Origin of the sequence: Streptomyces sp. MI02-7b (assembly GCF_033793585.1) — a bacterium.
Taxonomy (GTDB): domain Bacteria; phylum Actinomycetota; class Actinomycetes; order Streptomycetales; family Streptomycetaceae; genus Actinacidiphila.
In genome coordinates, this window is the sequence record NZ_JARAWX010000003.1 from 24039 (window position 1) to 45516 (window position 21478).

A 21478-nucleotide genomic window follows, 5' to 3' on the forward strand; every position below is an offset into this window, starting at 1 on the left:
GGAAGGGATGCCCGGTGAGCGAGAACGCCGACCTGCAGTCCGTCCTCGACCGTGCCGCCGACGGTGGCCGCATCACCCCCGAGGAGGCGCTCGACCTCTACCGCTCCGCACCCCTGCACGCACTCGGCGCCGCCGCGGACGCGGTGCGCCGCCGTCGCTACGCGGGCGTCGAGCACATCGCGACGTACATCATCGAGCGCAACATCAACTACACCAACGTCTGCGTCACGGCCTGCAAGTTCTGCGCCTTCTACGCCGCGCCCAAGGACACCGCCAAGGGCTGGACCCGCGATCTGGACGACATCCTGCGCCGCTGCGCGGAGACCGTCGAACTCGGCGGCACCCAGATCATGTTCCAGGGCGGCCACCACCCGGACTACGGCGTCGAGTACTACGAGAAGCACTTCAGCGCCATCAAGCAGGCCTACCCCCAGCTGGTCATCCACTCCCTCGGGGCCTCCGAGGTCGAGCACATGGCCCGCATCTCCAAGGTGCCGGTGGACGAGGCCATCACCCGCATCCACGCGGCCGGCCTGGACTCCTTCGCGGGCGCCGGCGCCGAGCTGCTGCCGGCGCGGCCGCGCAAGGTGATCGCCCCGCTGAAGGAGAGCGGCGAGCGCTGGCTGGAGATCATGGAGACCGCGCACAACCTGGGCGTGGAGTCCACCTCCACCATGCTCATGGGCACCGGCGAGACCAACGCCGAGCGCATCGAGCACCTGCGGATGATCCGGGACGTCCAGGACCGCACGGGCGGCTTCCGGGCCTTCATCCCGTACACCTACCAGCCGGAGAACAACCACTTGAAGGGCCGCACGCAGGCCACGCTCTTCGAGTACCTGCGGATCATCGCGATCGCCCGGCTCTTCCTGGACAACGTCGCCCACATCCAGGGCTCCTGGCTCACCACCGGCAAGGAGGTCGGCCAGCTGTCGCTGCACTACGGCGCCGACGACCTGGGCTCGGTGATGCTGGAGGAGAACGTCGTCTCCTCGGCCGGCGCCAAGCACCGCTCGAACCGCATGGAGCTGATCCACCTGATCCGGGCCGCGGGACGCGTCCCGGCCCAGCGCGCCACCACGTACGAGCACCTCGTGGTCCACGACGACCCGGCGAACGACCCGGTCGACGACCACGTCGTCTCGCACCTGTCGTCGACCGCCATCGAGGGCGGCACGGCGCACCCCGAGCTCAAGCTGATCAGCACCTCCTGACCCGCGCCCGCGGTCCGCGATGCTGACGATCCACGCCGGCGCGGACGGCGCGGCCCTGGTGGTCGACGGCGGCACCATCGCCGCCGTCGGCCCGCTGGACGCGCTGCGCGCGAGCCGTCCCGGAGCCCGGGTCAGGTCCTGGCCGGGCACGCTGCGGCCCGGCCTGACCCACGAGGGCGCGCTGCCGCCGGCGCCGAGCCCGCGCGAGCGGGTGCACGCCCTGCTGTCCCGCGGCGTCACCGCCGTGGCGGCCCTTCCCGACGACCCCGCGCTGCGCTCCGCGCTGGACCGCAGCGGGCTGCTGCCCGCGCGCCGGGCACCCGAGCCGGCCCCGGGCGCGCGGGCGGACTTCGCCGTCGTCGACGGGAGCGGCGCGTGCCTGGCCACGCTCGTCGGGGGACGGCTGCTGTACCGCAGGGCGTGAGGCGATCACCCGGCCGCCGTGCACCGGTGGCCGGCTGACAGGCCGTCGCTTAGGTTCCGGTCATGCCGGACATATCAGTACCCCGCGTCCTCTCCGGCCGCCTCGCGGCCCCGGTGATCGCCGTGCTCGCGGCGGTCGCCCTCGTGGCCCTCCCCGCGGCCGCCGCCGGTGAGGCGCCCTCCGCCGGGGCGGCGCCGTGCTTCGGCCGCGTGCCGACGATCACCGGCTCCGGCGGCATCCAGGGCACCCCGGGCGACGACGTCATCGTGGGCTCCGCCGGGCCGGACCGCATCGACGGCGGCGGCGGTGACGACCGCATCTGCTCCCTCGCCGGGAACGACCGGGTCAGCGGCGGCCCAGGGAACGACAGCATCGCCACCGGCGGCGGCGACGACCTGGCGGCCGGCGACCTGTTCACCGACAGCGGCGACGCCGTCGGCCAGGGCGACGACCTGCTGATCCTGGGGGAGGGCGACGACCGCGCGGCGGGCGACAACAGCGCCACCGCGGGCGACGGCTTCGGCGGCGGCGACGACCGCATCGACGGCGGTCCCGGCAACGACCTGATGACCGGCGACTCCGCGGCCGACACCGGCAACGCCTTCGGCGCGGGCGACGACGTCCTGAACGGCGGTCCCGGCGCCGACCGCCTGGTCGGCGACAGCTTCGCCTTCCTCAACGCCGTCGGCAGCGGCGGGGACGACCTCCTCGACCTCGGCGCCGACGGCGGCCTCGAGGTCGTCGGCGACAACTTCTCGGTGAGCCGGGGCCGCACCGCGGCGGGTTCAGGAAACGACCGGATCATCGGCGGCGCCGCCGACGAGACGCTGATCGGGGACAACTCCGGCGACCACGTCACCTCGGCGGGCGACGACGTGATCACCGGGCACCGCGGCCGCGACACGGTCTTCGGCGACAACACGAATGTCGCCCGCGACGCGAGCAACGGCGCGCCGGGCGGCCGCGATCTGCTGGTGGCCGGTCCCGGTGACGACGTCGTCCGCGCGGGCCCGGGCGAGGACCGGATCGACGGCGGAGCGGACCGCGACGTCTGCGACGGCGAAGCCGGCCGCCGCGACCGCGCGGACCACTGCGAGACCTCGCTCGGCATCCCGTGACGGCTCCCCCGGGCCCCTGCGCGGGGCCCGGGGCCGCCGGGTGAACAATGGGGGCGTGACCCGAGCCTCCCTGGACAAGCAGCCGCACGAAGTCGCCGCGATGTTCGACGACGTCGCCGCCAACTACGACCTGACCAACGACGTGCTCTCGCTCGGGCAGGACCGGCGCTGGCGCAAGGCCGTCGCTCAGGCCCTGGACGTGCGGCCCGGCGAGCGGGTGCTGGACCTCGGCGCCGGCACGGGCACTTCCTCGCTGCCCTTCCTGCGGGCCGGGGCGAGCGTCGTGCCGTGCGACTTCTCGCTCGGCATGCTGCGCGAGGGCAAGCGCCGGCATCCCTCGCTGCCGCTCACCGCGGGCGACGCGACCCGGCTGCCGTTCGCCGACGGGGTCTTCGACGCCGTCACCATCTCCTTCGCGCTGCGCAACGTCCACGACACCGACGCCGCGCTGCGCGAGATGCTGCGCGTCACCCGGCCCGGCGGGCGCGTGGTCATCTGCGAGTTCAGCCACCCCACCTGGGCTCCGTTCCGCACCGTCTACACCGAGTACCTGATGCGGGCGCTGCCGCCGGTGGCCCGCGCGGTCAGCAGCAACCCCGACGCGTACGTCTACCTCGCCGAGTCGATCCGCTCCTGGCCCGACCAGCCCGCGCTGGCCGGACGGATGTCCCGGGCCGGCTGGTCGAAGGTCGCGTGGCGCAACCTGTCGGCCGGGATCGTGGCACTGCACCGGGCGGTGCGCTGACCCGGGGCGCCGCCTCATAGACTCTCAACGCCGATGACCCATACCGACGGGAGATCCCGACCGTGACTGACACGACCGTCGCCTCCGAGCGCAGTGCCGATGTGATCGTCGTCGGGGCCGGTCCCGCCGGTTCGACGACCGCGTACTACCTGGCGAAGGCCGGTCTGGACGTCCTGCTGCTGGAGAAGACCGCGTTCCCCCGCGAGAAGGTGTGCGGCGACGGTCTCACCCCGCGGGCGACCAAGCAGCTCGTCGCGATGGGCATCGACATCTCCGAGGAGGCGGGCTGGCTGCGCAACAAGGGCCTGCGCATCATCGGCGGCGGTGTCCGCCTCCAGCTCGACTGGCCGGACCTGGCCTCGTACCCCGACTACGGACTCGTCCGCAAGCGCGAGGACTTCGACGAAGTCCTGGCCCGCCAGGCCGAGAAGGCCGGTGCGCGGCTGTACGAGCGCTGCAACGTCTCCGGTCCGATCCGCGACGAGCGCACCGGCCGGATCACCGGGGTCGAGGCGAAGCTCGGCGAGGAGAAGACCCCGGTCACCTTCCACGCCCCGCTGGTCGTGGCCGCCGACGGCAACTCCACCCGGCTCTCGCTGGGGATGGGCCTGCACCGCCGCGAGGACCGTCCGATGGGCGTCGCGGTCCGCACGTACTTCACCTCGCCCCGCCACGACGACGACTACCTGGAGTCCTGGCTGGAGCTGTGGGACCGGCGCGTCCCGGGCGACCCCCGGCTGCTGCCCGGCTACGGCTGGATCTTCGGCATGGGCGACGGGACGTCCAACGTCGGCCTCGGCGTGCTCAACACCTCCGCCTCCTTCAAGGAGCTGGACTGGCGCGAGATCCTCAAGGCCTGGTGCGCGTCCATGCCCGAGGACTGGGGCTACACCCCCGAGAACATGACCGGGCCCATCCGCGGCGCCGCGCTCCCGATGGCCTTCAACCGCCAGCCGCACTACACCCGCGGCCTGCTGCTCGTCGGCGACGCCGGCGGTCTGGTCAACCCGTTCAACGGCGAGGGCATCGCCTACGCGATGGAATCCGGCCGGATCGCCGCCGACGTCATCGTCCAGGCGCACGCGCGGGGGACCGCGGCGCAGCGGGAGCTGGCGCTGCACAACTACCCGCGCATCCTGAAGGACACCTACGGCGGTTACTACACGCTCGGCCGGGCCTTCGTGAAGCTGATCGGCAACCCGAAGGTCATGAAGGTGGCGACGCAGCGCGGGCTCAGTCACCCGCTGCTGATGCGCTTCACGCTCAAGCTGCTGGCGAACCTGACCGACCCGTCCGGCGGCGACGCGATGGACCGGGTCATCAACGGCCTGTCGAAGGTGGCCCCGCGGTCGTGACGACGCCGGGCTTAACCGTCCGCGCCACCGGCGGGGTGACCGCCGTCGCCGGTGGCAGCGGTGCAGGGAAAACGATTCTTCTGGAGTCGCTGGCAGGGCTCCGCGGCACGGGGGGCGCCGTCCCGCGCGGCGACGCGACGGGCTTCGTCCCGCAGGACGACATCATCCACCGCGAACTGCCGGTGGGCCGCACGCTGCGGTACGCGGCCCGGCTGCGCATGCCGCCGGGCACGAGCGCGGCCGCCGTGGACGACGCGGTGGCGCGGGTGCTGTGCGAGCTGGGGCTGACCGGGCAGGAGCGGCAGACCGTCGCCACCCTCAGCGGCGGCGAGCGCAAGCGGGTCAGCATCGCCGTCGAACTGCTCACCCGGCCCGGCGTGCTCTTCCTCGACGAGCCCACCTCCGGCCTCGACCCGGCCACCGGCGCCGCGCTCGTGGCCACCCTTCGTGAACTGGCCGCCGCCGGGACCACCGTCGTCCTCACCACGCACACCCCGGCCGACCTCGTCCGCGCCGACCGGGTGGTCTTCCTCGCGCCCGACGGGGAGATCGCCTACGACGGCCCGCCGGGGCAGTTGTGCGCGGCCTTCGGCGCGGCGACGGTGGAGGAGGTCTACGGTAAGGTCGCGGCCGGCGCGCGGCACACGGGCGCCGCCGAGTCCCCCGAGCCGCTGCCGTCGGTGACGGAGGCCGCAGGACCCGGCGTCCCCCGGCTCGGCGCGGTGCGGCAGTGGGCGCTGCTGACCCGGCGCAACGCCGAGATCCTGCGGCGCGACCGGCTGTCGCGGGCGGTCCTCGCCGGGTCGCCGGTGATGATCGTGGCGATGTTCGCCCTGCTGTTCAAGCCCGGTGCCTTCGACCCGGAGACCCCCATGCCGTCCTCCTCGGCGATGATCCTGTTCTGGATCGCCTTCGGGGCCTTCTTCTTCGGGCTCGCCTACGGACTGCCGCAGATCTGCGCCGAACTGCCGGTCGTGCGCCGGGAACGGCTGACCGTGCTGCGACTCGGGCCCTATGTGCTGGCCAAGCTGACGGTCCTGCTGCCCGTGCTCGCGGCGGCGGACGTGCTGCTGCTCGCGGTGCTGCGCGCCCTGGACCGGCTGCCGGCCGCGGGGTGGGACGTCTACGGTTCGCTCCTGACGACCACCCTGCTCGCGTCCGCGGCGGCGCTGGCGCTGGGGCTGCTCGCCTCCGCGTGCGTCTCGCATCCCGCGCAGGCCACGTTGCTGCTGCCGCTGCTCTGCTTCCCGCAGGTGCTCTTCTCCGGCGCCTTCGTGCCCGTCCCGCAGATGGCCTGGGCGGGCCGGGTGCTGAGCTGTGCGATGACCAACCGCTGGGCGTACGAGGCGCTGGGCAGCGCCATCGGCCTGGAGGAGCTGTGGACCCGCGGCCGCTCGCCGCTCGGGCCGCCGCTGCTGGCCTCGTACGGCGACACCTTCGGCCGGCCCGCGGTGTTCGGGGACGCGCTGCTGGCCGGCTTCACCCTGCTCTTCCTCGCGGGGACCTGGATCGTGCTGGCGCGCCGGTGCCGCACGGTGCGGCGGGGGTGAGAGCGCACTCACGCTTACACAACCTTCTTCATCCTTACGCATGATGGGTAGGATGCGTAAGCATGGGGCAGGATTGGTACTCGGTCGACCAGGTCGCCGACCGGCTCGGACTGCATGTGCGGACCGTGCGCGGCTACATCCGCGACGGGCGGCTGAAGGCCGTGCGCATCGGCAAGCAGTACCGCGTCGCGCCGGCCGACCTCGACGCGCTCACCGGGCGACCCGCCCCCGCACCGCCCCCGCGGCGGGCCGAGGTCTCCGCCATCGTCGAACTCGACGGGATCGGGGCGGCGGCCGCCGACCGCCTGGGCACCCTGCTCGCCGCCGGTGCCCGGATGCCGCGCGATAGCGCGGAGCCGGTGCGCATCCAGACGGTGTACGACGAGTCGCGCGCCCGGCTCACGGTCGTGGTGCTGGGCGGGCTCGCCCCCACGAGCGACGTGCTGGCCGTCATCGACGGCGTTCTCGGCGCGGAGAACGGCATGTTCCTCGACGAGACCGGAAGGCCGACGCCATGACCGACGTGGTGACCGAACGCGCGGGCGTGCCCGTCCTGCTCGTGGGGGAGGACGGCCCGAGCATCGCGGGCCCGCAGGACGCCCTCGACGTGATCGGCGCGGCCTTCTCCCGCGCCGAGGTGGTGGCCGTGCCCGTGTCCCGGTTCGACGAGCGCTTCTTCGCGCTGCGCACCGGGGTGGCGGGCGAGATCCTGCAGAAGTTCGTCACCTACCGGCTGCGGCTGGTGGTCGTCGGCGACGTGTCCGCGTACACCGGGGCCAGCACGGCGCTGCGCGACCTGGTGCGCGAGTCCAACCGCGGCGAGCAGGTGTGGTTCGTGACCGATCTCGGTGAGCTGGACGCCCGGCTGACGAGCTGATGGTGCGTCAGCAGGCTGATCAGCAGCGCAGTCTGGGGGGCAGGCCGGCGGTGTCCGGGACGCGGTCGCGGTAGGCCGCGGCGGCGAAGGCGAGGAACGCGTCCACGTCCGCCCGGTTGGAGGGCAGGCCGAGCGAGACGCGCACCGCGCCTCCGGAGGGCAGCGCCAGGCGGTCCAGGTAGTCGTCGATCGTGCCGCCGGCGCCCCGGGGTGCCCGGGCCGCCCGGCGCAGTTCCTGCATGCCGATGCCGAACGCGGCCTCGCCGGCGCCGGGGTTGCAGAAGCAGCCGGTGCGCAGTGAGATGCCGTGCGCCGCGCTGTCCCGGGCGACCACGCGCTCGTCGACCACCTCCCCGCGGACGTCGAGGAAGTTGAGCGCGACCGTGCCGCCGCGGTTCGCGGTGTCCTTGGGCCCGTACAGCCGGATCATGGGGGCGCCGGAGCTGTGCGCGAGGCCGCGCAGGCCGTCCAGGAGCGCGGCGGTCAGCTCGGCGACATGGCGCCGCACCGTGTCCGCCCCGACGGCGCCGATGAAGTCCAGTCCCGTCTCCACGTCCGGTATGTGGAGGAAGTTGAGCGTCCCGTCCTCGAAGGCGGACTCGTCGCCGGCCATGCGGTGCCACTGCGCCCGCGCGCTGACCACGTGGATCGTGCCGCCGGAGAACCACGGCCGGCGCAGCCGCGGCAGGGCGTCGCGGCGGACGATCAGTGAGCCGATGCCGGTGGGGTAGCCGAAGACCTTGTACCAGCTGACCGCCACGAAGTCCGGGTGCACGGCCGACAGGTCCAGCCGCCCGGCCGGGGCGAAGGCGGCCGCGTCCAGCAGCACGTCGAAGCCGGCGTCCCGCGCCTCGCCGATCCAGCGCAGCGGGTGCCGCACCCCGGTGAAGTTGCTCTGCGCCGGGTACGCGAACAGCCCCCGGCGGCGGCCGGACAGGGCGGCGCGCACGGCTGCGTCGGAGGTACGCAGGTCCGGCAGGTCGAGCGGGACGTAGGTGGTGCGGGCGCCGCGCGACCGGGCGAACTCACGCAGTCCGTTGACGGAGTTGTGGTTGTCCGCGAGCAGCACCAGGCGGTCGCGGCGGCCGAACGGGTAGGCCTCGCCGACCAGGCGCAGCGCACCGGTGGCGTTCGCGGTGAAGACCACCGCGTACTCGGCCGGGTCGGCGCGGAAGTGCCGCAGCACGGCGGCCCGGGCCCGGGCGACCAGTTCCTCCGAGGCGGTGGAGGTGGGGTTCTGCGAGTGCGGATTGCCGTACGCGTCCGAGGTCAACCGGTCGGCGTGGGCGCGGAGCTGGTGCCCGGCGGGGAGGCCGGCGCCGGTGTGGTCGAGGTAGACGTGCTGCTTCTCGTCCAGGTAGGCGTATTCGGTCGCGCGTAACCCGGCGGGGGACACGGTGTCGAACATACGAACACCATACGGGGCGGGGGAGCGGCGGGACGGCCGTCCCATCTGACATCGATGTCACGTGCGGGGAGGGGGTGTTGGGGGCATCAGCCCGAAATGCGCGGTTCGTGATGGTGTGCCCATACTTTTGCTCACCCCACCGGGGACACCACCCTCAACGGGAGGAAGGCCACACCATGAACACCTTCGCGAAGTCCCTTGCGACCGCTGCCGCGGCTGTTCTGCTCGCGGTCGGCGGGATGACTGCCACCGCCTCCGCCGCCCCGTCCGGACACGGCTCCGGGCACGGCAAGAAGCTCCACTGCACCTGGCACAAGGGCTACTGGACGTACCGCCACGCCGGCCGCGACGGCCACGCCGGCCGCGACGGCCACGCCGGCCGGGGCGACCGCGACCGCCGGGGCGGGCCGGCCCACGGCTCCGTCCGCTGGGAGAAGGTCTGGCACCCCGCCCACAAGGTCTGCGTCCGTCGCTGATCCCCGTTCACGCTCCCGTCACCGTCCCTCGACCCGGGCCCGGCCCCGCCACTGCGGCGGGGCCGGGCCCGGCCCCGTAAGGGCGTGTGCGCGCCTTCACGAGCGGGGTGCGCGGGTGCGCCGGGGCACGGCGGCGCCAGGGACCTGCCGCCGGTGCGGGCGGCGGCCCTCCCGTGGGGACGGGGTCGCGGGATCAGGCCACGCGGACGGCGGAGGTGGGCATGTAATAGGCCATCTGCTGGATCACGACGCCCTTGCTCGGGTTGGCCGCGTCCAGGTACTGGCCGTCGCCGACGTAGACGGCGACGTGGTAGGCGGAGCCGACTCCACCCCAGAACAGCAGGTCGCCCGGCTGGACCTCGCTCACGGGGACCTGGGTGCCGAAGGTCGACTGCGCCTGGGAGGTGCGCGGCAGCTCGACGCCGATGGTCCGGAACGCGGCCTGGGTGAGGCCGGAGCAGTCGTACGCGCTGGGGCCCGTGGCGCCGTACACGTACGGCTTGCCGACCTGGGCCTTCAGGAAGCTGAGCACGGAGGCGACGCTGCCGCTCGCGGCGGAGCTCGACACCGACGCGACCGACGGGGCGGAGGCGGAGCCGGCCAGCGCGGTGCGTCCGGCCGAGCGGGACGCCGTGGCGGACTCCCGGGCCTCGGCGGCCTTGGCGGCGGCGGCCTTGCGGGCGTCGGCGGCGGCCTTCTTCTTGGCGGCGGCCTTCATCGCCTCGGCGCGGGCCTCGTCGCGGGCCGCGTCCAGCTGCTGTTCGACGACGGTCTCGTCGATCGCGGCGGCGGCCTGCGCGGCGCTCGCCTCGGTGGAGAGGGCGGGGATGACCGGGATGCTTCCGGTGGTCGCCGGGTCGGCGGCCGTCGGTTCTGCGTTCGCCGGGGCGGACATTCCGGTGAGGGCGAGCGTTCCGATGACGCCGCCGGCGACTCCAGCGCGGCGCACCCAGTTGGTGCTCTGCGTGGCGCGTCGCCGGCGGCGTATATGCGAGATCTGAAGGTGCATGCGCTCTTGGGTATCAGGCGGAATCGGTTCCGTTCAACAAAAGTGTGATGCGCCACAGTTGGCATCACCCCAGTGCTATTGTCCCTTTTTTGATCTTCCTGATTCGGGATGAATCGGATATCCAAGTCCATTTCCTCGTGCGTGCGTTCACGTGCCTTCTGCCGCCGTCAGCACGGACTTTCCGGCCTCACCCGGACGGGCGGCGGCGCGCTATCACGCCGCCTGGGGGAGCTCCAATTTGCTTTGAGCCGCGATGGCCTGATAGTGAGCCACCCCCTCTGGCCAGCGATAACGCGAGCAAATATGACTTCTGGTGATCATTTGAGAGACCTGCGTGAGAAGATCACCGCTCATCCGGACGGGGGATCCTCCGACGGGTGGTGTAGATCACAAAGTCCGGTGGGAACCCCGTGTCGCAGATCACAGACCAGGAGGCATAAGATGCGGGCAGTTCGGGCTTGTGAACTGCCTCACATAGAGAGGATCTAGGTGGCGTGGCGCACCCGCCCGGGCACGGTCCGTCATCAGTCACCGTCGACTGGAAGGAGCGGGGACGTGAATGCCTACGCGCCCATCCTCGTGCTGGGCGGCCTCGCGGCCGGCTTCGCGATCTTCTCCGTGGTCATGGCCTCAATTATCGGCCCAAAACGGTATAACAGGGCTAAATTGGAGGCGTATGAGTGCGGCATCGAGCCGACTCCGCATCCGGCCGGTGGTGGCCGTTTCCCGATCAAGTACTACCTGACGGCGATGCTCTTCATCGTCTTCGACATCGAGATCGTCTTCCTCTACCCCTGGGCGGTCTCCTTCGACTCCCTGGGGATCTTCGGGCTCGTCGAGATGCTCCTCTTCGTGCTCACCATCTTCGTCGCATACGCCTATGTCTGGCGTCGCGGCGGTCTGGAATGGGACTAGGGGCGGAGAAAAGCCATGGGTATTGAAGAGAAGCTGCCGAGCGGATTCCTGCTGACGTCGGTCGAGACCGCCGCGGGCTGGGTGCGGAAGGCGTCGGTCTTCCCGGCGACCTTCGGTCTGGCCTGCTGCGCCATCGAGATGATGACCACCGGGGCCGGCCGGTACGACCTCGCCCGTTTCGGGATGGAGGTCTTCCGCGGTTCCCCGCGCCAGGCGGACCTGATGATCGTGGCCGGCCGGGTGAGCCAGAAGATGGCCCCCGTCCTGCGCCAGGTCTACGACCAGATGCCCAATCCCAAGTGGGTCATCTCGATGGGCGTCTGCGCATCCAGCGGCGGGATGTTCAACAACTACGCAATTGTGCAGGGTGTTGACCATGTGGTCCCTGTTGACATTTATCTCCCCGGATGTCCGCCCCGTCCCGAAATGCTGATGGACGCCATTCTCAAGCTCCACCACAAGATCCAGCACAGCAAGCTCGGCGTGAACCAGGAACAGGCCGCGCGCGAGGCGGAGGAGGCGGCGCTGAAGGCGCTGCCGACCATTGAGATGAAGGGGCTTCTCCGATGACGGATTCCCCGGACACCCCGAACCCGGACAAGGACGTGCAGGCGAGCGGCCTGCCCGGTCAGCGCGGGGACCACGGCGAGGCGATCCGCGTCCAGCACGGCATGTTCGGCGCCAACAACGGCGGCGACACCTCCGGGTACGGACGGCTGGTGCGCACCGTGCGCCTGCCGGGTGCCGCGAACCGCCCCTACGGCGGCTGGTTCGACGAGGTCGCCGACGAGCTGGAGGGCGCCCTGGAGGAGCAGGGCCTCGTCCCGGACAACGCGATCGAGAAGGTCGTCGTCGACCGCGGCGAGATCACCTTCCACGTCGCGCGCGAGCACCTGCCCCTCGTCGCCCGGACCCTGCGCGACGACCCCGCCCTGCGCTTCGAGCTCTGCACCGGGGTGAGCGGCGTCCACTTCCCGGAGGACAAGGGCCGCGAGCTGCACGCCGTCTACCACCTGCGCTCGATCACCCACAACCGGCTGATCCGGCTGGAGGTGAGCGTCTCCGACGCCGACCGGCACGTCCCGACGCTGGTCGAGGTCTACCCGACCAACGACTGGCACGAGCGCGAGACGTACGACTTCTTCGGGATCGTCTTCGACGGTCACCCCGCCCTGACGCGGATCATGATGCCGGACGACTGGCAGGGCCATCCGCAGCGCAAGGACTACCCCCTCGGCGGCATCCCCGTCGAGTACAAGGGCGCCCAGATCCCGGCTCCGGACCAGCGGAGGTCGTACTCGTGAGCACGCACGGCACGTCGCACGCAGCACCCCGGCAGGCCTCGGAGCGGGACACCACCGAGGGCCGGGTCTTCACGGTCACCGGCGGCGACTGGGACGAACTGTCCGAGACCGTCGGCAAGGCCGACGACGAGCGCATCGTCGTCAACATGGGTCCGCAGCACCCGTCCACCCACGGTGTGCTCCGGCTGATCCTGGAGATCGACGGCGAGACGGTGACCGAGGCCCGCTGCGGCATCGGCTACCTGCACACCGGCATCGAGAAGAACATGGAGTTCCGGACCTGGACCCAGGGGTCCACGTTCGTGACGCGCATGGACTACCTGACGCCGTTCTTCAACGAGACGGCGTACTGCCTGGCGGTGGAGAAGCTGCTCGGCGTCACCGAGGAAGTGCCCGACCGCGCCTCGGTCATCCGCGTGATGCTGATGGAGCTGAACCGCATCTCCTCGCACCTGGTGGCCATCGCCACCGGCGGCATGGAACTCGGCGCCACCACGATCATGATCTACGGGTTCCGCGACCGCGAGATGATCCTGGACATCTACGAGCTGATCACCGGCCTGCGGATGAACCACGCGTACATCCGCCCCGGCGGTCTCGCCCAGGACCTGCCGCCCGGCGCCGTGGACCAGATCCGCGAGTTCGTGAAGAAGTTCCGCAAGAACCTCCCCGAGTACGACAAGCTCGCCACCGGCAACCCGATCTTCAAGGCCCGGATGCAGGACGTGGGCTACCTGGACCTGGCCGGCTGCATGGCGCTCGGCGCCACCGGCCCGATCCTGCGCTCCACGGGACTGCCGCACGACCTGCGCAAGTCGCAGCCGTACTGCGGTTACGAGAACTACGAGTTCGACGTCCCGACCGTCGACACCTGCGACTCCTACGGCCGCTTCCTCATCCGCCTGGACGAGATGCGCGAGTCGCTGAAGATCGTCGAGCAGTGCCTGGACCGGCTGCAGCCCGGCCCGGTCATGGTCGCCGACAAGAAGATCGCCTGGCCCGCGCAGCTGGCGCTCGGCCCGGACGGGCTCGGCAACTCGCTGGACCACATCAAGAAGATCATGGGCACCTCCATGGAGGCCCTGATCCACCACTTCAAGCTGGTGACCGAGGGCTTCCGGGTGCCGCCCGGCCAGGCGTACGTCGCCGTCGAGTCGTCCAAGGGCGAACTCGGGGTCCACGTGGTCAGCGACGGGGGCACCCGCCCCTTCCGCGTCCACTTCCGGGACCCGTCCTTCACCAATCTGCAGACCATGGCGGCGATGTGCGAGGGCGGCCAGGTCGCCGACGTCATCGTCGCGGTGGCGTCCATCGACCCCGTGATGGGAGGCGTCGACCGGTGACTGAGGTATCACTCGGCATCCCCGCGATGCCCGCGCCGGACTTCCCGGCCGACGTGCGGCAGCGCCTGGAGACGGACGCGCGCGAGGTCATCGCGCGCTACCCCGGCAGCCGCAGCGCCCTGCTTCCGCTGCTGCACCTGGTGCAGGCGGAGGAGGGCTACGTCTCCCGTACCGGGGTCCGCTTCTGCGCCGAGATGCTCGGGCTGACCACGGCCGAGGTGACGGCGGTGTCGACCTTCTACACGATGTACCGCCGGGCGCCGTCCGGCGAGTACCAGGTCGGGGTCTGCACCAACACCCTGTGCGCGGTGCTCGGCGGGGACGCGATCTTCGACGAGCTCAAGGAGCACCTCGGCGTCGAGAACGGCGGCACCACCGAGGACGGCAAGGTCACGCTGGAGCACATCGAGTGCAACGCGGCCTGCGACTTCGCCCCCGTGGTGATGGTCAACTGGGAGTTCTTCGACAACCAGGACCCGCAGTCGGCCAAGCGGCTCGTGGACGACCTGCGCGCCGGCCGGACCGTCGAGCCCACCCGGGGCGCTCCCTTGTGCACATACAAGGAGACGTCCCGGATCCTCGCCGGGTTCCCCGACGAGCGCCCCGGCGCCGTCGAGGCGAGCGGCGGCGCGGGCCCGGCCTCGCTGGCGGGCCTCAGGCTCTCCCGCGGCGAGGCCCTGCCGGGTTCCGGCGGCGGAGTGCCGCGGCAGACCTCCGCCCCTCCCGGGGACGAGACGCCGCCGGCGCACGCCAGCTCCCACGACGCCCCGCAGGAGTCCGCGGTCTCCGACCCCGACCACCCCGCCGGGCCCGTCACCGAGCAGCGCACGAACGAAGGCGAGGGGGAGCAGTGACGATGGTTGACTCGGCGGAGAAGGTGCTCGCACCCGTTCTGTCGGCCTTCTGGGACGACCCGCAGTCCTGGACGCTCAACACCTATCGCCGGCACGAGGGGTACGAGGGCCTGCGCAAGGCGCTCGCCATGCCCCCGGACGACGTGATCGCGTTCGTCAAGGACGCGGGTCTGCGCGGCCGCGGCGGCGCCGGCTTCCCGACCGGGATGAAGTGGCAGTTCATCCCGCAGGGCGACGGCAAGCCGCACTACCTCGTCGTCAACGCAGACGAGTCGGAGCCGGGCACCTGCAAGGACATCCCCCTGATGTTCGCCAATCCGCACTCGCTGATCGAGGGCATCGTGATCGCCTGCCACGCGATCCGCTCCCAGCACGCCTTCATCTATCTGCGCGGCGAGGTCGTCCCCGTGCTGCGGCGGCTGCACCACGCGGTCGCCGAGGCGTACGAGGCCGGCTTCCTCGGCAAGAACATCCTGGGCAGCGGCTTCGACCTGGAGCTGACCGTGCACGCCGGCGCCGGCGCGTACATCTGCGGCGAGGAGACGGCGCTCCTGGACTCGCTGGAGGGCCGGCGCGGCCAGCCCCGGTTGCGGCCGCCCTTCCCGGCGGTCGAGGGCCTGTACGCGTGCCCGACGGTGGTCAACAACGTCGAGTCGATCGCCTCGGTGCCCGCGATCCTCACCAAGGGCAAGGAGTGGTTCCGCTCCATGGGCAGCGAGAAGTCCCCGGGCTTCACGCTGTACTCGCTCAGCGGCCACGTGGCCAACCCCGGCCAGTACGAGGCGCCGCTCGGGGTGACCCTGCGTCAGCTGCTCGGGCTGAGCGGCGGCATGCGTCCGGGCCACAAGCTCAAGTTCTGGACGCCGGGCGGCTCTTCCACCCCGATGTTCACCGACGAGCACCTCGACGTCCCGCTGGACTACGAGGGCGTCGGCGCCGCCGGATCGATGCTCGGTACCAAGGCGCTGCAGTGCTTCGACGAGACCACCTGCGTGGTGCGCGCCGTCACGCGCTGGACCGAGTTCTACGCCCACGAGTCCTGCGGCAAGTGCACCCCCTGCCGCGAGGGCACCTACTGGCTCGTCCAGTTGCTGCGCGAGATCGAGGGCGGCAAGGGCACCCTGGCCGACCTCGACAAGCTCGCCGACATCGCCGACAACATCAACGGCAAGTCCTTCTGCGCCCTCGGCGACGGAGCGGCCAGCCCGATCTTCTCCTCCCTGAAGTACTTCCGCGACGAGTACGTGGAGCACCTGGAGGGCCGCGGCTGCCCCTTCGACCCGTCCAAGTCCACGGTCTGGGCCGACAAGTCTCACCTGGAGGTGAACGCGTGACCGTCACCACGAACGCCGCTTCCGGAGAGGCAGCGGTGCCGCCCGAGGACCTGGTGTCCGTCACCATCGACGGCATCGAACTGTCGGTGCCCAAGGGCACGCTGGTGATCCGGGCCGCCGAAATGATCGGGATCGAGATCCCGCGCTTCTGCGACCACCCGCTCCTGGACCCGGTCGGTGCCTGCCGGCAGTGCATCGTCGAGGTCGAGGGCCAGCGCAAGCCCATGGCGTCGTGCACGATCACCTGCACGGACGGCATGGTCGTACGCACCCAGCTCACCTCCGGCGTCGCCGAGAAGGCCCAGCGCGGGGTGATGGAGCTGCTGCTCATCAACCACCCGCTGGACTGCCCCGTCTGCGACAAGGGCGGCGAGTGCCCGCTGCAGAACCAGGCGATGTCCGCCGGCCAGGCCGACACCCGCTTCGAGGGACGCAAGCGGACCTACGCCAAGCCGATGCCGATCTCCACCCAGATCCTGCTGGACCGCGAGCGGTGCGTGCTGTGCGCGCGCTGCACCCGCTTCTCCCAGCAGGTGGCGGGCGACCCGATGATCGAGCTGCTGGAGCGCGGCGCGCTGGAGCAGGTCGGCATCGGGGACGGCGACCCCTTCCAGTCGTACTTCTCCGGCAACACCATCCAGATCTGCCCGGTCGGCGCGCTCACCTCGGCGGCCTACCGGTTCCGCTCGCGCCCCTTCGACCTGGTCTCCTCGCCGAGCGTGTGCGAGCATTGCGCCGGCGGCTGCGCCACCCGCACCGACCACCGGCGCGGCAAGGTCATGCGGCGGCTCGCGCAGGACGACCCCGAGGTCAACGAGGAGTGGATCTGCGACAAGGGCCGGTTCGGCTTCCGCTACGCGCAGCGGCCCGAGCGGCTCACCACGCCGCTGGTGCGCAACGCCGACAGCGGTGAGCTGGAGCCGGCGAGCTGGCCGGAGGCGCTGGAGGCGGCGGCCCGCGGGCTGGCCGCGGCCGGTGGCCGCACCGGCGTGCTGCCCGGCGGCCGGCTGACCGTCGAGGACGCGTACGCGTACGCCAAGTTCGCCCGCGTCGTCCTGGACACCAACGACGTCGACTTCCGGGCCCGCGCGCACTCCGCCGAGGAGGCCGACTTCCTGGCCTCCGCCGTGGCGGGCCGCGGCCGGGACCTGTCGGGCGACGGCGTCACCTACACCCTGCTGGAGAAGGCCCCCGCGGTGCTGCTGGCCGGGCTGGAGGCCGAGGAGGAGGCGCCCGGCGTCTTCCTGCGGCTCCGCAAGGCCTGGCGCAAGCACGGTCAACGCACCTTCGCGCTGGCCCCGTTCGCCACCCGGGGACTGGGCAAGGCCGGCGGCACGCTGCTGCCCGCCGCGCCCGGCACCGAGACCGAGTGGCTGGACGCGCTCGCCGGTGGTACGGGTCTGGAGTCCAACGGCCGCGCCGCGCACGAAGCGCTGCGTGCCGAGGGCGCCGTCGTCCTGGTCGGCGAACGGCTGGCGGCCGTTCCCGGCGCGCTGACCGCGGTGCTCCGGCTGGCCGAGGCCAGCGGCGCCCGCCTGGCGTGGATCCCGCGCCGGGCCGGTGAGCGCGGCGCGGTCGAGGCGGGCGCCCTGCCGGGGCTGCTGCCCGGCGGCCGCCCGGTCGTCGATCCGCGGGCCCGCGACGAGGTCGCCGCGGTCTGGGGCGTGGCCACGCTCCCGTCCCGCTTCGGCCGCGACACCGCGGCGATCGTCGAGGCGGCGGCGGCCGGTGAACTCGGCGCGCTGCTCGTGGGCGGTGTGGAGGTCGCCGACCTGCCCGACCCGGCCAAGGCCCGTGAGGCACTGGACGCGGTCGGCTTCGTGGTGAGCCTGGAGCAGCGGCCGAGCGAGGTCACGGAGCGGGCGGACGTCGTCCTGCCGGTGGCCGCGGTCGCCGAGAAGGCCGGCACCTTCCTCAACTGGGAGGGCCGGGTGCGGCTCTTCGAGACCGCGATCAAGCCGGCGCAGCAGGTCCAGCGCCACCAGTTCCCGGACGCCCGGGTGCTGACGATGCTGGCCGACGCGCTCGACGTCCCCCTCGGCCTCGCCGACGTGAAGGCGGCGCGCGCCGAACTCACCCGGCTCGCCCCGTTCGACGGCCCGCGCGCCGCCGCGCCGCGCGAGACCGGCCGCCCGATCCCCAAGCCGGGCGTCGGCGAGGCGGTACTCGCCGGTCACCGGCTGCTGCTCGACCAGGGCCTGCTCCAGCAGGGCGACGACGCCCTCGCCGGCACCCGCCACCCGGCGGTCGCCCGCCTGTCGGCGGCCACGGCGGAGGAGATCGGCCTCACCGACGGTGCCGAGGCCGAGATCACCGGCCCCGCCGGTGCCGTACGGCTCCCGCTGATGGTGACCGAGATGCCCGACCGCGTCGTGTGGCTGCCGCTGAACTCCGTGGGCGGCGGCCTCGTCTCGGACACCGGTGCCCTGCCCGGCCAGGTCGTCACGGTGGCCGCGCCCACGAAGGAGGTGGCCCAGTGATGACGATGTCCGTCGAGGACCTGTCCATGTTCGGGCGGGACCCGTGGTGGCTGATCGCCGTCAAGGCGGTCTTCTGCTTCGCGTTCCTGATGCTGACCGTGCTGTTCTCCATCGTGTGGGAGCGCAAGGTCGTCGCCTGGATGCAGCTGCGCATCGGCCCCAACCGGCACGGCCCCTGGGGCATGCTCCAGTCGCTCGCCGACGGCGTGAAGCTGATGCTCAAGGAAGACCTGATCGTCAAGAAGGCCGACGCGGTCGTCTACGTGCTGGCCCCGATCGTGGCGGCCATCCCGGCGTTCATGGCGATCGCGGTGATCCCCTTCGGGCCGGCCGACAACGAGGTCTCGATCTTCGGCCAGCGCACGCCGATGCAGCTCACCGACCTGCCGATCGGCATCCTGTTCATCCTGGCGACCGCGTCCGTCGGCATCTACGGCATCGTGCTGGCCGGCTGGTCGTCCGGCTCGACGTACCCGCTGCTCGGCGGCCTGCGCTCCTGCGCGCAGATGATCTCGTACGAGATCGCGATGGGCGTCGCCTTCGCGTCGGTGTTCCTCTACTCCGGCTCGATGTCGACCTCGCAGATCGTCGCCCAGCAGCACGACCGCTGGTACATCGTGCTGCTGCCGGTGTCCTTCATCATCTACATCGGCACGATGGTCGGTGAGACCAACCGCGCCCCCTTCGACATGCCGGAGTCCGAGGGCGACCTGGTCGGCGGTTTCAACACCGAGTACTCCTCGATCAAGTTCGCGCTCTTCATGCTCGCCGAGTACGTCAACATGGTGACCGTCTCGGCGGTCGCGACCACCCTCTTCCTGGGCGGCTGGCGGGCCCCGTGGCCGATCAGCACCTTCTGGGAGGGCGCCAACCACGGCTGGTGGCCGCTGCTGTGGTTCGTGGTCAAGGTCCAGTTGCTGCTCTTCCTCTTCATCTGGCTGCGCGGCACGCTGCCCCGCGTGCGCTACGACCAGCTGATGAAGCTGGGCTGGAAGGTGCTCATCCCGGTCTCGATGGTGTGGCTGATGCTCGTCGCCACCGTCCGGGCGCTGCGCAACGAGAACTACGGCTTCCAGTCGATCCTGCTCTACGTCGGCGGTGCCGTCGTCCTGCTGCTCCTGGTCTCGCTCGCCTTCGACGTCCTGCGGGACCGCGGCGACAAGGACAAGGAGGCGGCCGCCGCGGCGGGGCCGCCGGAGCCGTTCGACCCCATGGCGGGCGGGTTCCCCGTGCCGCCGCTGCCCGGCCAGGAGCTGCCGCCCGTCCCGCGGCGGCCGTCCCGTGCGGAGCGTCAACTCGTAGGCAAGGAGGCCGACGATGCCTGAGTTCCTGGGCCCGGTCGCGGGCTTCGGCGTGACCTTCAAGGCCATGTTCAAGAAGCGGCTGACCGAGCAGTACCCCGAGGAGAAGAAGCCGACCGCGCCGCGGTTCCACGGCCGCCACCAGCTCAACCGCCACCCGGACGGGCTGGAGAAGTGCGTCGGCTGCGAGCTGTGCGCCTGGGCCTGCCCCGCCGACGCGATCTACGTCGAGGGCGCCGACAACACCGACGAGGAGCGCTACTCGCCGGGCGAGCGCTACGGCCGCGTCTACCAGATCAACTACGCCCGCTGCATCCTGTGCGGGCTGTGCATCGAGGCCTGCCCGACGCGGGCGCTGACGATGACCAACGAGTACGAACTCGCCGACAGCAGCCGCGAGTCGCTGATCTTCACCAAGGAGCAGCTGCTCGCCGGCCTGGACGAGGGCATGGTCGAGGCTCCGCACGCGATCTTCCCCGGCACCGACGAGGGCGACTACTACCGCGGCGCGGTCACGCACGCGGCCCCCGGCACCGTCCGGCAGGTCGCGGTCTCCAAGGGCGAGAAGCCCGACGAGACGGTGCGGGACGAGCCGGAGGGTGACGGAACGGCCGACGTGCAGGTCCCCGCGACCGGCGGCACCGCACCGGCCGGGACGGGAGACGAGGCATGAACGGGCTGACCACGCTGGCGGCCGGGTACACCACCTCCACCGGGGAGGCGGTCCAGTTCTGGGTGCTGGGCACCGTCGCGGTGCTGGGGGCGCTCGCGACCGTGCTGATGAAGAAGGCCGTGCACAGCGCACTGTCGCTCGCCGGGACGATGATCGTCCTGGCGGTCTTCTATCTGGCCCAGGGCGCGTACTTCCTCGGCGTCGTGCAGATCGTCGTCTACACCGGCGCGATCATGATGCTCTTCCTCTTCGTCGTCATGCTGGTCGGCATCACCGCCGCCGACTCGCTCAAGGAGACGCTGAAGGGGCAGCGCTGGCTCGCCGCCGGGGCCGGGATCGGCTTCGGCGTCCTGCTGATCGCGGGTATCGCCAACGCCTCGCTCAAGCAGTTCACCGGGCTCGGTCAGGCCAACGCCGGCGGCAACGTCGAGGGACTGGCGTCGCTGATCTTCACCAAGTACGTGTGGGCCTTCGAGATCACCGGCGCGCTGCTGATCACCGCGGCCATCGGCGCGATGGTCCTCACCCACCGCGAGCGCACCGAGGCCCGCGCCACCCAGCGCGAGCTGGCCGAGCGGCGGGTGCGCGAGGGCAAGCAGCTCCCCCCGCTCCCCGCGCCGGGCGTCTACGCCCGCAACAACGCGGTCGACGTCCCCGGCCTGCTGCCGGACGGCACGGTTTCCGAGCTCAGCGTCAGCCCGACGCTGCGCGGGCGCGGCCAGTACCGCGACGTCTCCGCCGAGGCGGTCGCCAAGGTCGCCGAGCTGGAGCAGCGCACTGAGGAGGCGTCGAAGTGAACCCGGTCAACTACCTGTACCTGGCGGCGCTGCTGTTCACCATCGGCGCGGCCGGGGTGCTGATCCGGCGCAACGCGATCATCGTCTTCATGTGTATCGAGCTGATGCTGAACGCCTCCAACCTGGCGTTTGTCACCTTCTCCCGGATGCATGGCAACCTCGACGGCCAGATCATCGCCTTCTTCACGATGGTCGTCGCCGCCGCGGAAGTGGTCGTGGGCCTGGCGATCATCGTGACGATCTTCCGCTCCCGCCACTCGGCCTCGGTCGACGACGCCAGCCTGATGAAGCTCTAAGGGGT

General features: G+C 71.6%; 22 protein-coding genes. 20 read left to right on the forward strand and 2 right to left on the reverse strand.

Annotation, left to right across the window (positions count from 1 at the left end; all coding sequences use genetic code 11):
* The first annotated feature begins 14 nt into the window (after nucleotides 1–14).
* The 8 genes from mqnC (at nucleotide 15) to PV364_RS04750 (ending at nucleotide 7283) form a co-directional block, all read left to right on the forward strand.
* Nucleotides 15–1214 (forward strand): cyclic dehypoxanthinyl futalosine synthase, encoded by a 1200-nt coding sequence (mqnC, locus tag PV364_RS04715; protein ID WP_319658387.1) that lies wholly within the window; start codon nucleotides 15–17, stop codon nucleotides 1212–1214.
* Nucleotides 1215–1233: 19 nt separating this feature from the next.
* Nucleotides 1234–1638, forward strand: coding sequence for an imidazolonepropionase-like domain-containing protein (locus PV364_RS04720; RefSeq protein WP_319658388.1), 405 nt, complete (start codon nucleotides 1234–1236; stop codon nucleotides 1636–1638).
* 62 nt (nucleotides 1639–1700) lie between these two features.
* Nucleotides 1701–2756, forward strand: a complete 1056-nt coding sequence (locus PV364_RS04725) for a hypothetical protein (RefSeq protein WP_319658389.1) — start codon at nucleotides 1701–1703, stop codon at nucleotides 2754–2756.
* A 55-nt stretch (nucleotides 2757–2811) separates the two neighbouring features.
* Complete coding sequence (locus PV364_RS04730) at nucleotides 2812–3501, forward strand: demethylmenaquinone methyltransferase (RefSeq protein ID WP_319658390.1); 690 nt, start codon at nucleotides 2812–2814, stop codon at nucleotides 3499–3501.
* A gap of 62 nt (nucleotides 3502–3563) precedes the next feature.
* Complete coding sequence (locus PV364_RS04735) at nucleotides 3564–4856, forward strand: geranylgeranyl reductase family protein (RefSeq protein WP_319658391.1); 1293 nt, start codon at nucleotides 3564–3566, stop codon at nucleotides 4854–4856.
* The gene (locus PV364_RS04740; protein ID WP_319658392.1) at nucleotides 4853–6406 is read left to right on the forward strand and encodes an ABC transporter permease; all 1554 of its coding nucleotides are present in this window, start codon (nucleotides 4853–4855) and stop codon (nucleotides 6404–6406) included. Before PV364_RS04735 ends, PV364_RS04740 begins: the two co-directional genes overlap by 4 nt.
* Before the next feature lie 62 nt (nucleotides 6407–6468).
* Complete coding sequence (locus PV364_RS04745; RefSeq protein ID WP_319658393.1) at nucleotides 6469–6924, forward strand: helix-turn-helix domain-containing protein; 456 nt, start codon at nucleotides 6469–6471, stop codon at nucleotides 6922–6924.
* Nucleotides 6921–7283, forward strand: a complete 363-nt coding sequence (locus tag PV364_RS04750) for a DUF4180 domain-containing protein (protein ID WP_319658394.1) — start codon at nucleotides 6921–6923, stop codon at nucleotides 7281–7283. The genes PV364_RS04745 and PV364_RS04750 overlap by 4 nt, the downstream gene beginning before the upstream one ends.
* 19 nt (nucleotides 7284–7302) lie before the next feature.
* On the opposite strand, the gene PV364_RS04755 is transcribed toward PV364_RS04750, so the two are convergent.
* Complete coding sequence (locus PV364_RS04755; RefSeq protein ID WP_319658395.1) at nucleotides 7303–8691, reverse strand: aminotransferase class V-fold PLP-dependent enzyme; 1389 nt, start codon at nucleotides 8689–8691, stop codon at nucleotides 7303–7305.
* 176 nt (nucleotides 8692–8867) lie between these two features.
* Between PV364_RS04755 and PV364_RS04760 the strand changes: the two genes are divergently transcribed.
* Nucleotides 8868–9167: a hypothetical protein gene (locus PV364_RS04760; RefSeq protein ID WP_319658396.1), complete on the forward strand. Its 300-nt coding sequence runs from the start codon at nucleotides 8868–8870 to the stop codon at nucleotides 9165–9167.
* A 193-nt stretch (nucleotides 9168–9360) separates the two neighbouring features.
* Here the strand turns inward: PV364_RS04760 and PV364_RS04765 are convergent, their stop codons facing one another.
* Nucleotides 9361–10176, reverse strand: coding sequence for a C40 family peptidase (locus PV364_RS04765; protein WP_319658397.1), 816 nt, complete (start codon nucleotides 10174–10176; stop codon nucleotides 9361–9363).
* Between the two features lie 555 nt (nucleotides 10177–10731).
* Here PV364_RS04765 and PV364_RS04770 point away from each other — a divergent pair.
* From PV364_RS04770 to nuoK, 11 genes are read left to right on the forward strand one after another with little or no spacing between them, the layout of a single operon-like run.
* The gene (locus PV364_RS04770) at nucleotides 10732–11091 is read left to right on the forward strand and encodes an NADH-quinone oxidoreductase subunit A (protein ID WP_319658398.1); all 360 of its coding nucleotides are present in this window, start codon (nucleotides 10732–10734) and stop codon (nucleotides 11089–11091) included.
* A 15-nt stretch (nucleotides 11092–11106) separates the two neighbouring features.
* The gene (locus tag PV364_RS04775; protein WP_319658399.1) at nucleotides 11107–11661 is read left to right on the forward strand and encodes a NuoB/complex I 20 kDa subunit family protein; all 555 of its coding nucleotides are present in this window, start codon (nucleotides 11107–11109) and stop codon (nucleotides 11659–11661) included.
* Nucleotides 11658–12395: an NADH-quinone oxidoreductase subunit C gene (locus tag PV364_RS04780; protein WP_319658400.1), complete on the forward strand. Its 738-nt coding sequence runs from the start codon at nucleotides 11658–11660 to the stop codon at nucleotides 12393–12395. Before PV364_RS04775 ends, PV364_RS04780 begins: the two co-directional genes overlap by 4 nt.
* Nucleotides 12392–13738: an NADH-quinone oxidoreductase subunit D gene (locus PV364_RS04785; protein ID WP_319658401.1), complete on the forward strand. Its 1347-nt coding sequence runs from the start codon at nucleotides 12392–12394 to the stop codon at nucleotides 13736–13738. Before PV364_RS04780 ends, PV364_RS04785 begins: the two co-directional genes overlap by 4 nt.
* 26 nt (nucleotides 13739–13764) lie before the next feature.
* Nucleotides 13765–14592: an NADH-quinone oxidoreductase subunit NuoE gene (gene nuoE, locus PV364_RS04790; RefSeq protein ID WP_319658807.1), complete on the forward strand. Its 828-nt coding sequence runs from the start codon at nucleotides 13765–13767 to the stop codon at nucleotides 14590–14592.
* A 2-nt stretch (nucleotides 14593–14594) separates the two neighbouring features.
* Nucleotides 14595–15926: an NADH-quinone oxidoreductase subunit NuoF gene (gene nuoF, locus PV364_RS04795; protein ID WP_319658808.1), complete on the forward strand. Its 1332-nt coding sequence runs from the start codon at nucleotides 14595–14597 to the stop codon at nucleotides 15924–15926.
* Nucleotides 15923–18406 (forward strand): NADH-quinone oxidoreductase subunit G, encoded by a 2484-nt coding sequence (locus PV364_RS04800; protein ID WP_319658402.1) that lies wholly within the window; start codon nucleotides 15923–15925, stop codon nucleotides 18404–18406. Before nuoF ends, PV364_RS04800 begins: the two co-directional genes overlap by 4 nt.
* Nucleotides 18406–19731, forward strand: coding sequence for an NADH-quinone oxidoreductase subunit NuoH (gene nuoH / locus PV364_RS04805; protein ID WP_319658403.1), 1326 nt, complete (start codon nucleotides 18406–18408; stop codon nucleotides 19729–19731). The genes PV364_RS04800 and nuoH overlap by 1 nt, the downstream gene beginning before the upstream one ends.
* Nucleotides 19724–20380 carry an NADH-quinone oxidoreductase subunit NuoI gene (gene nuoI / locus PV364_RS04810; protein WP_319658404.1) on the forward strand — a complete coding sequence of 219 codons (657 nt, stop codon included), beginning with the start codon at nucleotides 19724–19726 and terminating at the stop codon, nucleotides 20378–20380. Before nuoH ends, nuoI begins: the two co-directional genes overlap by 8 nt.
* Nucleotides 20377–21177: an NADH-quinone oxidoreductase subunit J gene (locus PV364_RS04815; protein WP_319658405.1), complete on the forward strand. Its 801-nt coding sequence runs from the start codon at nucleotides 20377–20379 to the stop codon at nucleotides 21175–21177. The genes nuoI and PV364_RS04815 overlap by 4 nt, the downstream gene beginning before the upstream one ends.
* Nucleotides 21174–21473, forward strand: coding sequence for an NADH-quinone oxidoreductase subunit NuoK (gene nuoK, locus PV364_RS04820; protein ID WP_319658407.1), 300 nt, complete (start codon nucleotides 21174–21176; stop codon nucleotides 21471–21473). The genes PV364_RS04815 and nuoK overlap by 4 nt, the downstream gene beginning before the upstream one ends.
* Nucleotides 21474–21478 lie beyond the last annotated feature (5 nt).